The sequence below is a fragment of the Actinospica sp. genome (genome assembly GCF_035552695.1).
Lineage (GTDB): Bacteria > Actinomycetota > Actinomycetes > Streptomycetales > Catenulisporaceae > Actinospica.
The window spans coordinates 24,516-38,973 of sequence record NZ_DASZKT010000071.1 but is presented as its reverse complement, the minus strand read 5'-3'; the positions used below and the strand labels follow the sequence as shown (position 1 = coordinate 38,973).

Annotated in this window: 14 protein-coding genes; 11 read left to right on the top strand and 3 right to left on the bottom strand. The window is 70.2% G+C overall.

What is annotated here, in order from left to right; all coding sequences use genetic code 11:
• Nucleotides 1–17: 17 nt before the first annotated feature.
• Complete coding sequence (locus VG296_RS09845) at nucleotides 18–593, top strand: XRE family transcriptional regulator (RefSeq protein ID WP_325565318.1); 576 nt, start codon at nucleotides 18–20, stop codon at nucleotides 591–593.
• On the opposite strand, the gene VG296_RS09840 is transcribed toward VG296_RS09845, so the two are convergent.
• Both VG296_RS09840 and VG296_RS09835 read right to left on the bottom strand, forming a co-directional pair.
• Entirely contained in the window at nucleotides 544–1,314 is a 771-nt protein-coding gene (locus tag VG296_RS09840) for a methyltransferase (protein WP_325565317.1), read from the bottom strand. The two genes, VG296_RS09845 and VG296_RS09840, sit on opposite strands and share 50 nt — an antisense overlap.
• A 62-nt stretch (nucleotides 1,315–1,376) precedes the next feature.
• Nucleotides 1,377–2,939: a PucR family transcriptional regulator gene (locus VG296_RS09835; protein ID WP_325565316.1), complete on the bottom strand. Its 1,563-nt coding sequence runs from the start codon at nucleotides 2,937–2,939 to the stop codon at nucleotides 1,377–1,379.
• Nucleotides 2,940–3,172: 233 nt separating this feature from the next.
• Here VG296_RS09835 and uraD point away from each other — a divergent pair, with 233 nt between their 5' ends.
• The 10 genes from uraD (at nucleotide 3,173) to VG296_RS09785 (ending at nucleotide 13,229) form a co-directional block, all read left to right on the top strand.
• Nucleotides 3,173–3,748, top strand: a complete 576-nt coding sequence (gene uraD / locus VG296_RS09830; protein ID WP_325565315.1) for a 2-oxo-4-hydroxy-4-carboxy-5-ureidoimidazoline decarboxylase — start codon at nucleotides 3,173–3,175, stop codon at nucleotides 3,746–3,748.
• The gene (uraH, locus tag VG296_RS09825) at nucleotides 3,745–4,065 is read left to right on the top strand and encodes a hydroxyisourate hydrolase (RefSeq protein WP_325565314.1); all 321 of its coding nucleotides are present in this window, start codon (nucleotides 3,745–3,747) and stop codon (nucleotides 4,063–4,065) included. Before uraD ends, uraH begins: the two co-directional genes overlap by 4 nt.
• A 6-nt stretch (nucleotides 4,066–4,071) precedes the next feature.
• Complete coding sequence (pucL, locus tag VG296_RS09820) at nucleotides 4,072–4,989, top strand: factor-independent urate hydroxylase (RefSeq protein WP_325565313.1); 918 nt, start codon at nucleotides 4,072–4,074, stop codon at nucleotides 4,987–4,989.
• A 13-nt stretch (nucleotides 4,990–5,002) separates the two neighbouring features.
• Nucleotides 5,003–5,872, top strand: coding sequence for an FAD binding domain-containing protein (locus VG296_RS09815; protein ID WP_325565312.1), 870 nt, complete (start codon nucleotides 5,003–5,005; stop codon nucleotides 5,870–5,872).
• Nucleotides 5,869–6,351, top strand: a complete 483-nt coding sequence (locus tag VG296_RS09810; protein WP_325565311.1) for a (2Fe-2S)-binding protein — start codon at nucleotides 5,869–5,871, stop codon at nucleotides 6,349–6,351. The genes VG296_RS09815 and VG296_RS09810 overlap by 4 nt, the downstream gene beginning before the upstream one ends.
• A complete protein-coding gene (locus tag VG296_RS09805; protein ID WP_325565310.1) occupies nucleotides 6,348–7,733 on the top strand; it encodes an 8-oxoguanine deaminase in 1,386 nt (461 codons plus the stop codon). The genes VG296_RS09810 and VG296_RS09805 overlap by 4 nt, the downstream gene beginning before the upstream one ends.
• Nucleotides 7,730–10,084 carry a xanthine dehydrogenase subunit D gene (gene pucD / locus VG296_RS09800; RefSeq protein WP_325565309.1) on the top strand — a complete coding sequence of 785 codons (2,355 nt, stop codon included), beginning with the start codon at nucleotides 7,730–7,732 and terminating at the stop codon, nucleotides 10,082–10,084. The genes VG296_RS09805 and pucD overlap by 4 nt, the downstream gene beginning before the upstream one ends.
• Nucleotides 10,085–10,147: 63 nt before the next feature.
• Nucleotides 10,148–11,599, top strand: coding sequence for an NCS2 family permease (locus tag VG296_RS09795; protein ID WP_325565308.1), 1,452 nt, complete (start codon nucleotides 10,148–10,150; stop codon nucleotides 11,597–11,599).
• A gap of 14 nt (nucleotides 11,600–11,613) precedes the next feature.
• Entirely contained in the window at nucleotides 11,614–12,828 is a 1,215-nt protein-coding gene (locus tag VG296_RS09790) for an XdhC/CoxI family protein (RefSeq protein ID WP_325565307.1), read from the top strand.
• Entirely contained in the window at nucleotides 12,819–13,229 is a 411-nt protein-coding gene (locus VG296_RS09785) for an allophanate hydrolase-related protein (RefSeq protein WP_325565306.1), read from the top strand. Before VG296_RS09790 ends, VG296_RS09785 begins: the two co-directional genes overlap by 10 nt.
• Before the next feature lie 13 nt (nucleotides 13,230–13,242).
• Here VG296_RS09785 and VG296_RS09780 read toward each other — a convergent pair whose 3' ends face one another.
• Nucleotides 13,243–14,448 carry an RNA-guided endonuclease TnpB family protein gene (locus VG296_RS09780; RefSeq protein ID WP_325565305.1) on the bottom strand — a complete coding sequence of 402 codons (1,206 nt, stop codon included), beginning with the start codon at nucleotides 14,446–14,448 and terminating at the stop codon, nucleotides 13,243–13,245.
• Nucleotides 14,449–14,458: the final 10 nt, after the last annotated feature.

Genomic DNA, 14,458 nt, shown 5'->3' with positions numbered 1-14,458 from the left:
CCGGCATACTGGTAGCCATGTCTTCGGGACGCACATCGACGCTGGCCCAGGAGGTCGGCCGGCGCATCCAGGCGCTGCGCGCCGACCGCGGCATCAGCCTGTCCGAACTCGCTCGCGGCGCGAGCCTGGGCAAGGCGACGCTGTCCGCCGTCGAGTCCGGCACCCGCAACGCGACGCTCGAGACGCTCTACGCGATCGCCGCCCGGCTGGACGTCCCCCTCGCCGCCCTGCTCGCCCCGCCGACACCGTCGTCCGCGCCGACCGCCGTCCACGGCACGGCCGTGACCGCGGAGCTGCTGGAGGTCTTCACCGACGAAGGCGCCACCACCGAGCTCTACCGCCTGACGATCCACCCGGGCCCGACCCAGACCTCCCCCGCGCACCCCGGCGGCGTCGTCGAGTACCTGACCGTGTTCTCGGGAACCGCGCTGGTCGGACCGCAGGGCGCACCGATCACCGTCGCGGCGGGCGGCCACGTCTCCTTCGCCTCCGACGTCCCGCACATCTACGCCGCCCTGGACGTCGAGGTCCGCGCCTCACTCGTCATCCGCCACCCGGCCCGTCGTCGGTCCGAGGGTCCGGTCCGAGCGTGAGGTAGGCGTAGCCCATCACCTGCCGCGATCCCCGCAGCCAGATGGTGCGGTGTGCGTCGAGTCTGGCGCGCACCGCCTCGGCCTCGTCGTGGTCGCTGTTGGCCAGGAGCCATTCCTCCGCGCCCGCCGCGAATCCGGACTCGAACCTGTCCCACTCGTCGCGGGTGGCCATCCCGATCTCCAGCGGGCGGAAGCCTGACGCCACGGCGTGATCGACGAGGTCCGGCAGGAAGAGGCAGTCCTCGATCGTGGTGCCGGGCCACATGGCTGCCAGCTCTTCGGACGTCGGCGTGCGCTCCCACACCTCGCAGCCGAACAGCAGACGACCACCCGGATTCACGATCGGCCGGATGGCCTTGAGGGCATCGGGAATGGTGCCGAAGGCCTGATACGCCCCCGAGCTGATGACCAGATCCACCGGGCGCAGATGCTCGGCGGCCGGTGCTTCGACGAATGTGGCCCGGTGCTCCAGCCCGCGTTCCACCGCGGCGCGGCGTGCCCGCTGCACGTCGGGTCCGTGTACGTCGACGCCGGTTCCGCGGGCCTGCGGCGCGGCTTGCAGGATGCGCAGCAGCAGTTCGCCCCAGCCGCAGCCGAAGTCGGTGACCGTCTCAGGTCTCTGCGCGGCGAGGTCGGCGACGAGCCTGTCCGCGCGTGCGTCGGACAGCGGAGAGTTGAAGGTGAGGCGGCTGCCGGAGCCGAAGCCTGAGGGGTCGGTCATGCTCCGGACCTTAGTGTCCCGATGCGGCGCGCCTCCAGGGGTTTTCCGCCGGTCCGCCCGCTCTAGGACTCGCGGAGGTCGAGGGCGAGCAGCAGGTCGGCCTGGGTCTCGAGCAGCGAGAGGGGTCGGCCGACGAGCTCCTCGATGCGCGAGATCCTATATCGCAGAGTATTGACGTGCAGGTGCATGGCGGCGGCGCACTTGGTCCAGGAGGACGAGGCGCGCAGGAAGGCTTCCAGGGTGACCTCGAGTTCTGAGTTGTGTGCGCGGTCGTACTCGAGGATGGGGCCGAGCATCCGGTCCCGGTAGGTGCTGCGGACTTCCTCGGGGATGCTGGCGAGCAGCAGGGCGTGCGAGGCGATGTCGGCTTGGCGGACGAGCGTGACCGGCTCGGGCTTCGTGATGGCGACGCGCAGGGCGTGGCGGGCGTCGGTGATCGCTCGCTTGAGGGCGGCCGGGTCGGTGACGTGGTCGGACAGGCCGACACCGACGCGGCGGCCGGCGAGGCCGGGGGTGACCCGGTCGAGCCAGCCGGGAAGCACGGTCTCGGAGTCGGGCGAGGGGTCGCGGGTGAAGGCGACGGCGTGCGCGGGGAGGCCGGACGTCGGGTCCTCGTCGAAGTGCGCGATCGAGGCTGAGCAGGGGCCGAACGCCGCCTCGAGCATTTCCTCGGGTTGCCCGCCCGGATCGGAGACGGCGAGGGCCAGGGCGCGGAGCCCTCCGCCGAGGCCGAGATCCGTCAGGCGGCGGCAGACGTCGTCGCCGGCGGAACCCGTCGCGATCTCGCTGACCAGGCGTTCGGCGTCGGCACGCCACGGCGCGGTCCGGTCGGCCAGGCGCGCACGCTCGGCCTTGAGGACGTCCGTGACCTGGTCGACGACGGCTCGGCGCTGCGGATCCCACTGCCGCCAGTCGCCGTCCAGCACGAGGTACCAGTCGGTGATCCGGTCCTCGCCCTCGATCGGGAAGACGCTGCGGCGGCCGCGGGTGCGACCGTTCGTCGCGGTGGCGGAAACTGCGACGCGCGCGGGCAGCGTCGACGCGGAGAGCGCGGCGCGGGCCAGCTTGCCCCGTTCCTGCTCGGTGAGGGCTTCGCCGCTGGCGGCGACCGCCGTGCCGCTGGAGTCGATCACCCAGCAGGCCAGGCCGAGGTCCGCGGAGATCAGTTCGAGGATCGCGCCGAGCGCCTGCTCCGGATCGGCCGCCGCGACGAGCCGGCGGTGCCGTTCCAGCACACTGCCCAGGTCACTGGCCCGCTGGCCGGAGACCCGGCGCACCACGTACTCGGTCAGCGTCGCGAAGGCGAGCGCGCCGGGCACGCGCAGCAGCGGCAGCCGGTGCTTGCGGCAGGCGGCCAGCAGGTCGGCGGGCAGCTCCTCGTCACCCGCGTTGCCCGCCGCGAGCGCGCTGGCTCCGGACGCGGCGATCGCCGAGACGAAGCGCTCGGCGTCCCGCGGCCCCTTGCGCCAGATCATCCCGGTGACGATCAACTCGCCGCCCTGCAGGTAGCGGCTGGGGTCGGGCATGTCGGTGGTCACCACCCAGCGCACGTCCCGGTCGAGCCCGAGCGTGTCGGTGACCGGGGTCAGGGCGCACGGCGGCCCGAGCAGCTCCCGCACAAGCATCGGCGCTCCTCCTCCGTCCGCCTCGACCGGCTCGACCGGCTCGACCTGTCGAATCGCACCGTAACTCGGGCCTTCGGGCCGTGGGAAGCGATTCGTGCGATCACACGAACGGGCCGGTCCGCAGCGGTCGAGGTTCATGGTTTCCGCCCGTGGCACCGCGGCGCGCCTGGAGGTTCAATCTCCGGCGTCTGCCAGTGAACAACCAGACCAGACGGAGAGGCGGGCGGGTCCGCATGGACGAGGCGGTGGAGGTGGCGTGGCTCGACGCGCTGCCGTTCGACGAGGCCGTGCGAGCGCTGTCCGCGTGCTGCGCGTCGAGCCGGTGGTCGCGGGCGCTGGCCACGGGTCGGCCGTACCGGACGTGGGCCGCGCTGCTCGACGCGGCGAACGAGGCGGCCGCGGAACTGGAGTGGACGGACGTGCTGGAAGCGCTCTGCGCGCACCCCGCGATCGGGAGCCGCGCGGACGGCGAATCCCGAGAGGCGGCGTGGTCGCGCAGCGAACAGTCGGGTATGGACGGCGCGGCGCGGCAGGTCGCGGACCGGCTCGCGGAGCTGAATCTGACGTACCAGGAGAAGTTCGGACACGTCTTCCTCATCTGCGCGTCGGGCCTGCCCGCCGAGGTCATGCTCCGCGCGCTCGAACACCGGCTGCGCAACGACGCGGCGGCCGAGCGGCTCGCGACGCGGGCCGAGCTGACCGCGATCACCCGGCTGCGGCTGGAGCGGCTGCTCGCGGCGGGAGCGCAGGGACAGGCGCAGGCCCCACTCCAGGCCGAGGCCCAGGCTCAGGGAGTTGGCACGGCATGAGCCTTTCGACGCACGTACTGGACGCGACGCGCGGCGAGCCGGCGGCCGGGATGCGGGTGCGGCTGTACCGCGGGGACGAGCAGCTCCTCGAGGCGAGAACGGACACGGACGGACGGATCGGGGACGCGTTCCCGCCGGTGGAGGCAGCCGGGGTGCACCGGCTGGTGTTCGAGACCGGCGCGTACTTCGCCGAGCGCGGCGCCGCCTGCTTCTACCCGGAGGTCGCGGTCTGCTTCGCGATCGAGGATCCGGGGCGCCACTACCACGTCCCGCTGCTGCTGAGTCCGTTCGCTTATTCGACCTACCGAGGGAGTTAGAAGTCGATGCCGATCATTCTGGGCGACAACCGCTACGGCAAGGCCGAGACGCACGTGGTGCGCATCGCCAAGGACGGCGAGCGCCACGAAATCAAGGACCTGACGGTCAGCGTGGCACTGTCCGGCGACATGGCCGATGTGCACCTCTCCGGCGCCAACGCCTCGGTACTGCCCACTGACACGCAGAAGAACACTGTCTTCGCCTTCGCGCAGAAACACGGCATCGAGACGGCCGAGCACTTCGCGGTGCTGCTCGCGCAGCACTTCGTCGACTCGCAGCCGACAATCCAGCACGCCCGCGTCGAAGTGGCCGAATGCACCTGGGACCGGATCGAGCCGTGGGCCGGTCGACGCGGCGCGGGCGAGGCACAGCAGCACGGACATTCGTTCGTCCGCTCGGGCCGCGAGACGCGTACGGTCGTCGTGCACTACGACGGTGAGCAGACGCACGTGGTCAGCGGGCTGCGCGACCTCGTCGTGCTGAATTCGACGGCGTCCGAGTTCCACGGATACATCAAGGACGAGTTCACCACGCTGCCCGAGACGAGCGATCGCGTGCTGGCCACGGCGGTCACGGCGCAATGGCGGCACGCGGAGACGGACAACGCCGAGATCCGCGCGGTGGACTTCGACGGCGAATACGACGTCGCACGTGCCTCGCTCCTCGAGGCGTTCGCCGACACCTACAGCCTCTCGCTTCAGCAGACCCTTTATGCGATGGGCACGCGCGTGCTCGACGAGTGCGCGGGCGTATGCGAGGTCAAACTCGCCCTCCCGAACAAGCACCACTTCGTCGTGGACCTGAGTCCGTTCGGCATGGAGAACCCGAACGAGACCTTCTACGCCGCCGACCGGCCGTACGGCCTGATCGAGGGCACCGTGCTGCGCGAGAACGCGCCGCTGGCCGGACCGGCCTGGAGCTAGGGGCGGCGAGGTCATGGACTTTCTGCATCCCGGCAGTTGGGGCGAGGCGCTGGCGCTGAAGGCCGAGCGGCCCGAGGCGGTGCCGATCGCCGGCGGCACGGACATCATGGTCGAGATCAACTTCGACGTGCGCCGCCCCGCCGCGCTGATGGATCTCAACGGGATCCCCGAGCTCTACACCTGGTCGCGCCAGTCGGACGGCCGGATCCGGCTGGGCGCGAACGTGCCGTACACGCGGATCATCGACGAACTCGGCGACGTGCTGCCGGGCCTGGCGATGGCGTCGCGCACGGTCGGCTCGCCGCAGATCCGCAACCGCGGCGGAGTCGGCGGGAACCTCGGCGCCGCATCGCCGGCCGGGGACACGCACCCGGTGCTGGTGGCGACGGACGCGGTGATCGAGGTCGCGTCCGTGCGCGGTACGCGGCAGATCGCGGCGGTCGACTTCTACAAGGGCGTCAAGCGCAACGATCTCGCCCAGGATGAGCTGATCTCGGCCGTGCTGCTCTCACCGGCCTCAGGCCCGCAGCAGTTTTCGAAAATCGGCACGCGCAACGCGATGGTCATCGCAGTGTGCTCCTTCGCCCTCGCCTTCGATTCGCAGGCGCGCGCGGCGGGCACCGGCATCGGCTCCTCGGCGCCGACGCCGCGCCGGGCGAGGGAGGCGGAGCAGTTCCTGGCGGATGAACTGCCCTGGGAGAGCCGTGCGCCGCTGGATCCCGCGCTGGCCGAGCACTTCGGCGAGCTGGCGTCGGCGGCCGCCTCCCCCATCGACGACGTGCGCGGGACGGCCGCGTATCGCAGGCACGCGCTGAAGGTCATGGCGCGGCGGACGCTGCAGTGGTGCTGGGACGACTACACGCAAGGTAAGGCACTGATATGAGACTGAGGATCGAGGTCAACGGCGAGACCCGGGTCGCCGACGACGTGTGGGAGGGCGAGTCGCTGCTCTACGCACTGCGTGAGCGGCTCGGCTTGCCGGGCTCGAAGAATGCCTGCGAGCAGGGCGAATGCGGTTCCTGCACGGTGTATCTCAACGAAACGCCGGTGTGCTCGTGCCTGGTCGCGGCGGGTCAGGCGCACGGACAGCGGGTGCGCACCGTGGAGGGGCTGGCGGAGGGCACCGCGGACACGGCGCTCGACCCGATCCAGCGCGCGTTCCTCGAGGCCGGCGCGGTGCAGTGCGGATTCTGCACGCCGGGCCTGCTCGTGCAGGCGCACCACCTGGTCGAGACGACGCCCGATCCGTCCGACGCGGAGATCCGCGAGGCGCTGGCCGGGAACCTGTGCCGCTGCACGGGCTACGAGAAGATCCTCGACGCCGTGCGCGCCGCGGTGCGGGAGAAGGCGGGCGCGCGATGAGCAAGGTACTGATCATCGAGAACGCGGCGATCGCGACCGTCGACGTCTGCGATACGGAGTACGAGCGCGGATACCTGGTGGCGCGGGACGGGCTGATCGATGCCGTGGGCGCGGGCGCGGTTCCCGAGGGCGTCAAGCAGAATCCCGCGGACGACGTCACCATCGTCGATGGAACCGATTGCCTGCTGACGCCCGGTCTCATCAACACCCACCACCACCTCTACCAGTGGGTGACGCGCGGCCTGGCGCAGAACGAGGCGCTGTTCGGCTGGCTCACGACCTTGTATCCGATCTGGGCGCGCATCGACGAGCCCTCGGTCGGCGCGGCGGCGCGCGGCGGGCTGGCCTGGCTGGCGAAGACCGGCTGCACGACCTCCGCCGACCACCACTACGTCTTCCCGACGCACGGCGGCGACCTGCTCGCCGCCGAGATCGACGCGGCCGGCACCATCGGCCTGCGCTTTCATCCGACGCGTGGCTCGATGTCGCGCGGGCGCTCGCAGGGCGGCCTGCCACCGGACGAGTGCGTCGAGCAGGTTGACAGCATCCTGCGCGCGAGCCAGGACGCGATCGACCGCTTCCACGACCCGCGTTTCGACTCCATGGTGCGGATCGCGCTCGCGCCGTGCTCGCCGTTCTCGGTGACCGACGAGCTGATGCGGGCTTCGGCGGAGCTGGCCAGGTCCAACGGAGTCCGGCTGCACACGCACCTGTGCGAGACGGCCGACGAAGAAGAGTTCTGTCTCGCCACGCACGGCATGACCCCGGTCGACTACGCCGAATCCGTGGGCTGGCTCGGTGACGACGTGTGGTTCGCACACGCCGTGCACCTGTCCGACGCGGCGATCAAGAAGATGGCCGCGACCGGCACCGGAGCCGCGCACTGCCCGTCCTCCAACGCCCGCCTCGGCGCCGGCCACGCACCCGTCCGCTCCCTGTTGGACGCCGGCGCGCCGGTCGGGCTCGGCGTGGACGGGGCCGCGTCGCAGGAGTCGGGGATGATGGTCGAAGAGCTTCGCCAGGCCATGTATACGTCACGGCTGCGCGCGGGCAACTCGAGTGCCGCGGAGACGCTCGGTGCCCGCGACGCGCTGCGGATCGGCACCATCGGCGGTGCGCGCAATCTCGGCCGACAGGACGAGATCGGCTCGCTGGAGCCGGGCAAACTCGCCGACCTGGCGCTCTGGGACCTGAGCGGCCTCGGCCACGCGGACATCGCCGACCCGGTGGGCGCCCTCGTGTTCGGCCCGCCCGCTTCCGTCAAGCTACTCGCGGTCGGCGGCCGCACCGTTGTGCGCGACGGCGAGCTCGTCACCGCCGACGAGGCGACTCTGGCGCGAGACTGCCGGGCCGCCGCGCGAAGGCTGGTGAGCGGCCGATGAGCGAATCGACCACCGCCACCGCCGCCACCACCACCACTCTCACCCGTGGCCCGCGGCAGGTCACCCAGTCGGCGCGGGACGGCGTCGGCAGCAGCCCGCTGCGCCCGGACGGCACGCTCAAGGTCAAGGGCGAGTTCGCCTACTCCTCCGACCTGTGGATCGACGGGATGCTCTGGGGCGCGACGCTGCGCTCACCGCATCCCAGGGCTCGTATCCACGGCATCGACATCGGAAAGGCGCTCGCGCTCCCCGGCGTCTACGCGGTCCTGACGCACGAGGACGTGCCCGGACACAAGTTCTACGGGCTCGAACACCGCGACCAGCCGGTGCTGGCGGTCGACGAGGTGCGCTACCAGGGCGAGCCGGTCGCGCTCGTCGCCGCGGATCACCCGGAGACCGCGCGGCGTGCGCTCGGGCTCATCGAGGTCGGCTACGAGGTGCTCGAACCGATCACCGACGCCCGCCGCGCGGCCTTCGACCCCGAGTATCCGGCCGTGCACCCGGGCGGCAACGTCGTGCGCCACCAGCCGGTCCGCTTCGGCGGCGACGTGCACGATCCGGCGATCCGGGCGCTCGCGGAGGTGGTCGTCGAGGGCGACTACCAGGTCGGCATCCAGGACCAGGCCTTCCTCGGCCCCGAGTCGGGGCTCGCGATCCCCAGCGAGGACGGCGGGATCGAGCTGTACGTCGCGACGCAGTGGATGCACAACGACCTGCTGCAGATCGGGCCGTGCCTCGGTCTGCCGGACGAGAAGATCCGGATGACGCTGGCCGGCGTGGGCGGCGCGTTCGGCGGCCGCGAGGACCTGTCCATGCAGGTCCACGCCGCGATGCTGGCACTGCGGACGCAGAAGCCGGTGAAGATCGTCTACAACCGGCAGGAGTCCTTCTTCGGCCACGTGCACCGGCACCCGGCGACGATGCACTACGAATACGGCGTGACCCGCGCGGGGAAGATCGTCTACGCGGACGTGGAGATCATCCTGGACGGCGGCGGCTACGCGTCCGCCACACCGAACGTCGTCGGCAACGCCGCGTCGCTCGGCGTCGGACCGTACGAGATCCCGAACATCGAGATCGACGCGTACGGCGTGTTCACCAACAACCCGCCGTGCGGCGCGATGCGCGGCTTCGGCGCGGTGCAGGCCTGCTTCGCGTACGAGTCGATGATGGACAAGATCGCCGACCGTCTCGGCATGGACCCGGTGCGCCTGCGGCAGCTCAACGTCGTGTCGCAGGGTTCGCAGTTGGCGACCGGCCAGGTGGTGGAGGCCGCGGCGCCGCTGCGCGAGATGCTCGACCAGCTCGTCGCCATGCCGCTGCCCGCACCGCTGGATCCGAGCGATCCGCGGAACCTGCCGGGCTCGACGGCCAACACGACGCACGGCGAAGGCGTGCGGCGCGGCGTCGGCTACGGGGTCGGAGTCAAGAACATCTGCTTCTCCGAGGGCTTCGACGACTACTCGACGGCCCGGATCCGCCTGGAGGCCATCGGCGGTGAGCCGGCGGTGCTGGTGCACACGGCCGCGGCGGAGGTCGGGCAGGGGTTGGTCACCCTGGAGGCCCAGATCGCGCGCACCGAGCTGGGCGTGTCCAGGGTGACCATCCACCCCGCCGACAACCAGGTGGGCAATTCAGGATCCTCATCCGCATCGCGGCAGTCGTACATGACCGGCGGCGCGGTGAAGGCGGCCTGCGAGGCGGTGCGCGCGGAGGTTTTCAAGCGGGCCGTCGAGAAAACAGGCCACGCATATACCGACCTTTCGCTGCTGGACGGCAACGTGGTCTCGGCGGCGGACGGCGTCGTCATGAGCCTGGTGGAGCTGCTCGGCGACGAGGCCGTGGATCTCACCCGCGAGTTCCACCACCACCCGACCACGGGGATGGATCCCGTGACCGGCCAAGGGAATTCGCACACGCAGCTGGCCTTCGCCGTGCACAGGGCGGTCGTCGACGTGGACGTCGAGCTCGGGCTGGTCAAGGTCATCGCGCTGGATCTCGTGCAGGACGTCGGCCGGATCATGAACCGGCTCTCGCTCGAGGGCCAGCTGCAGGGCGGCAGCGCGCAAGGCCTGGGCCTCGCCGTCATGGAGGAGATCCAGGTGCGCGACGGCATCGTGCGCAACCCCTCCTTCACCGACTATCTGATCCCCACGATCCTCGACATGCCGCCGATGCGCATGGAGATCCTGGAGAATCCCGACCCCCGCGCGCCCTACGGCCTGCGCGGCGCGGGCGAACCCCCGACTCTCTCGTCCACTCCGGCCGTCGCCGCCGCCATCCGCGCGGCGCTGGGCCGGGACCTGACCAAGGTTCCGATCGGGCCGGAGGACATCACGGGCACACGATAGCCCTTTGACATCAGTACCCGAGAACTCACTCCATCACTACAACGGCGTAATCAGGAGAGAGCAATGACGCAAGTACAAGAGCCGCTGGCGGCGGGTCCGGACACAGAGGTCCGCGCCGCCGGAAGACTCGAGCGGTACTTCCTCCTCGCGGAACGCGGTTCCACCGTGGGCCGAGAGGTGCGCGGCGGACTGACCACGTTCTTCGCGATGGCCTATATCGTGCTGCTCAATCCGATCATCATCGGCAGCGCCGCCGATGTGACCGGAGCCCATCTGTCGATCGGCGAACTGACCACGGCGACGGCGTTCGCGGCGGCCGTGACCACGCTGCTGATGGGCTTCGTCGGCAACGCGCCGCTGGCGCTGGCCGCGGGCCTCGGCACCAGCGGGGTCGTGGTCTCGCAGATCGCGCCGCACATGACGTGGCCGCAGGCGATGGGCCTGATGGTGCTCGAAGGCATCGTGATCATCCTGCTGGTGGTCACCGGCCTGCGCGAGACGATCATGAATGCGATTCCGCTGCCGCTCAAGCACGCGATCAGCGTCGGCATCGGCGCGTTCGTGGCGCTGATCGGCCTGGTCGACTCGGGTGTCATCACCCGGCAGCCGGACGCGGCGCACACCACCGTGCCGGTGCAGCTCGGGGCCGGCGGACACCTCGAGGGCTGGCCGGCGTTCGTGTTCTGCTTCGGCCTGCTGCTGATGATCGCGTTGATGGCTCGCAGGATCCCGGGCGCGATCCTGATCGGCATCGTCGCCTCTACGGTGCTGGCCGTGGCCGTGGAGAAGATCGCGAAGATACCCGACGCGTCCTGGGGTCTGGTGATCCCGAAGGCGCCGACCTCGTTCTTCTCCGCTCCGAAGTTCGGCCTGTTCGGCCGCGTGGACCTGTTCGGCGGCTTCGCCCGGGCGGGCGCCGCGACCGCGACGATCGCGCTGTTCACGCTCGTGCTCTCCGGGTTCTTCGACGCGATGGGCACGATCATGGGCGTCACCAGCGAGGCCGGGCTGACCGACGAGCAGGGCCGGCTGCCCGGCATCTCGCGGATCCTGCTCGTGGACGGCGTCGGCGCGGTGGTCGGCGGCGGCTCGGGGGCCTCGGCGAACACGGTGTTCGTGGAGTCCACGGCCGGCGTCGGCGAGGGCGCGCGCACCGGCATCGCCTCGATCGTCACCGGCCTGCTTTTCGCGGCGGCGCTGCTGTTCACGCCGATCGCCGCGATCGTGCCCGCCGAGGCGACGACGCCCGCGCTGGTCCTGATCGGGGCGCTGATGATGGCCCAGATCCGGCACGTGGACTTCACGAACTTCGAGATCGCGGTCCCGGCCTTCCTGACCATCGTCCTGATGCCCTTCACCTACTCGATCACCGACGGCGTGGGCGCGGGCCTGATCGCCTACACCGTCATCAAGGTCGCGAACGGCAAGTGGCGCGAACCCGGCTGGTTCGTCTGGGGCGTGACCGTCATCTTCGCGATCTTCTTCGGAATCAGCGGCATCCAGCACACCCTCTGAGGGAGGCACACACCATGCAGGACATCGCACAGCGGCTCGCCGAGTGGCACCACCAGCAGGCTCGCGCGTATGCCGTGGCCACGGTCGTCGGCGTACGCGGCAGCGCGCCGCGCCAGCCGGGCGCCGCGCTCGCCGTGAACAGCGAAGGCGAGGCGGCCGGATCGGTCTCCGGCGGCTGCGTCGAGGCGGCGGTGTACGAGCTCTGTCGCGAGGCCCTGCAGCACGGCACTCCGGTGCTCGAATCCTTCGGCTACAGCGACGAGGACGCCTTCGCCGTCGGGCTGACCTGCGGAGGCGAACTGGACGTGTTCGTGCAGCCGGTCACGCCCGGCGGCGCGGCCGACGCGTTCGGAACGATGCTCGAGGCGATCGGCGACGGCACGCGGGTTGCTCTTGCCCGGGTGATCGCCGGGCCGCGAGACCTGCTCGGCCGGGCGCTCGCAATCCAGGCGCCCGAGCCCGAGCAGTTGTTCGGGCCGCCGGGGTCGACCGTCACCCGCGACATGCTGGCTGACGACGAAGGCCCCGGCCGGCGCAGCGTCGGCACGCTCGGTGCGGCGAGTCTGGATCGCGCCGTGGTCGGTCGGGCGGGCGCGATGCTCGATCTCGGCAAGACCGGCACGTTCACCGTCGGGGCGGACGGCAGCGAGTGCGGCGAGCCGTTGACCGTGTTCGTCGAGTCCTACGGGACCGCGCCGCGGCTGCTCGTCTTCGGCGCGATCGACTTCGCCGCGGCGCTGGTCACGGCGGGGAAGTTCCTCGGCTTCCACGTCACCGTGTGCGACGCGCGGCCGGTGTTCGCCACCGCGGCCCGCTTCCCGGACGCCGACGAGGTGGTCGCCGACTGGCCGCACCGCTACCTGGCGACGCAGCACATTGATAGGCGAACCGCTGTCTGCGTTCTGACGCACGACGAGAAGTTCGACGTACCGCTGCTGGAGACGGCGCTTCGGATGCCGGTCGGCTACATCGGCGCCATGGGCTCGCGCCGCACCTGCACGCAGCGCGTGGAGCGGCTGCGTGAACGAGGGCTCGACGACACCGAACTGCTGTCGCGGCTGCACTCGCCGATCGGGCTCGACCTCGGCGGACGTACGCCGCAGGAGACGGCCATCGCCATCGTCGCGGAGATCGTGGCGAACAGGTACGGCGGCTCCGGCCGTCACCTGGCCGCCGTCTCCACGCCTATCCACGCCGCTCACGACACGAAGGATCTGGCATGCCTCTGATATTCCTCAACGGCGGCGCGATGCGCGGCGGCCCACTCAACCATCTGCTCGGCGACTCGCCACTGGTCGGCCGAGTACGCACGGCCCCGCGCTACCGCTTCTACACGGTGCGCGACGAGTTCCCGGCGCTCGACGAGGTCGCCACGGGCGGCGTGTCGGTGATCGGCGAGCTCTACGACGCGGACTGGCCGGTGCTGCGGGAGGTCCTGCTGCCGACCGAGCCGGCCGAGCTGGAGCTCGGCGTCATCGAACTCGACGACGGCACGGGCTGCCTGTCCATGATCCGCCGCCACACGTACCACGAACAGCCCGGCGAACTGCGCGACATCTCCGGCACGCCGGACTGGAACGCCTACCGGCACACCCTGACCGCAACCCATCCCGAGGAACTCCAAGCTTGACCTCCTCCACTCTCTAATCAGAGTGAAGCCCAGCGGTCGCCCGCTGAGGTTCCTGCTTCACCGACAATCGCCCCGCAGGAGTTTTCCGTTGAGGTCTTACACCGTCTCCACAGGCAGCAGCCGCGAGCCCCGCGGCCAGAATATTGCGTGCCGCGTTCGTGTCTCGGTCATGGACCGCTCCGCAAGCACAGGTCCAAGCACGGACGTTCATCGACAGATTCCCCCGCAGCGCCCCGCACGCGGAGCACAGCTTCGTGGAGGGAAACCAACGGTCCACCGTGATCAGCTCGCGCCCGTACCACGCACACTTGTATTCGAGCATCTCGCGCATCCCGGCCCACGACGCGTCGGAGATTGCACGGGCCAATCGCTTGTTCTTAATCATGTTGCGCACAGCCAGGTCCTCGATCACGATCGTTTGGTTCTCGCGAACGAGCCGAGTAGTCAGCTTGTGCAGATTATCCCGCCTGCGGTCGGCGATCCGGGCGTGGATCCGCGCCACCTTGAAGCGAGCCTTCTCCTTATTCGCCGAGCCGGGTCGCTTACGCGCCCACTCGCCCTGCGCCTTAGCCAGCCGCTCCCGGTCACGGCGCTCACAGCGCGGGTTGGTGACCTTCTCGCCAGTGGAGAGAGTCACCAGCGACGTGACACCCGCATCGACTCCGACCGCAGCGTCGACGGCCGGAGCGCGCTCGATGCTCTGCTCGCAGAGAATCGCGACGAACCAGCGTCCAGCCGCATCGCGGGAGACCGTCACAGTCGAAGGCTCGACTCCCTCCGGCAAAGGCCTGGACCAGACAATCGCGAGCGGCTCGCGCATCTTCGCGAGCGCCAACTCACCGGCGCTATAGCGGAACGCAGACCTCGTGTACTCGGCGCTGTCGCGCAACCTCTTGCGCGACTTGAACCGCGGGTATCGCGCTCTCTTGTCCCAGAACGCGCCGAACGCGCCCTGCAAGTGCCGCAGAGCCTGCTGCATCGGCACCGAGGACACCTCGTTCAAGAACGCCAACTCGTCTGTGCGCTTCCAGTCGGTGAGCATCGCCGACGTTTCGGCGTAGTTGACTCGCCGCTGCTCGAGAGTCCACGCAGTCGTTCGCTCCTGCAGCGCCTTGTTGTACACCAGGCGGACGCAGCCGAATGTACGGACCAGGATCTCGGCCTGCTCATCGGTCGGATAGAAGCGAAACTTGAAAGCTCGCTTGACCAGTTGCGTCACATCTCACAGC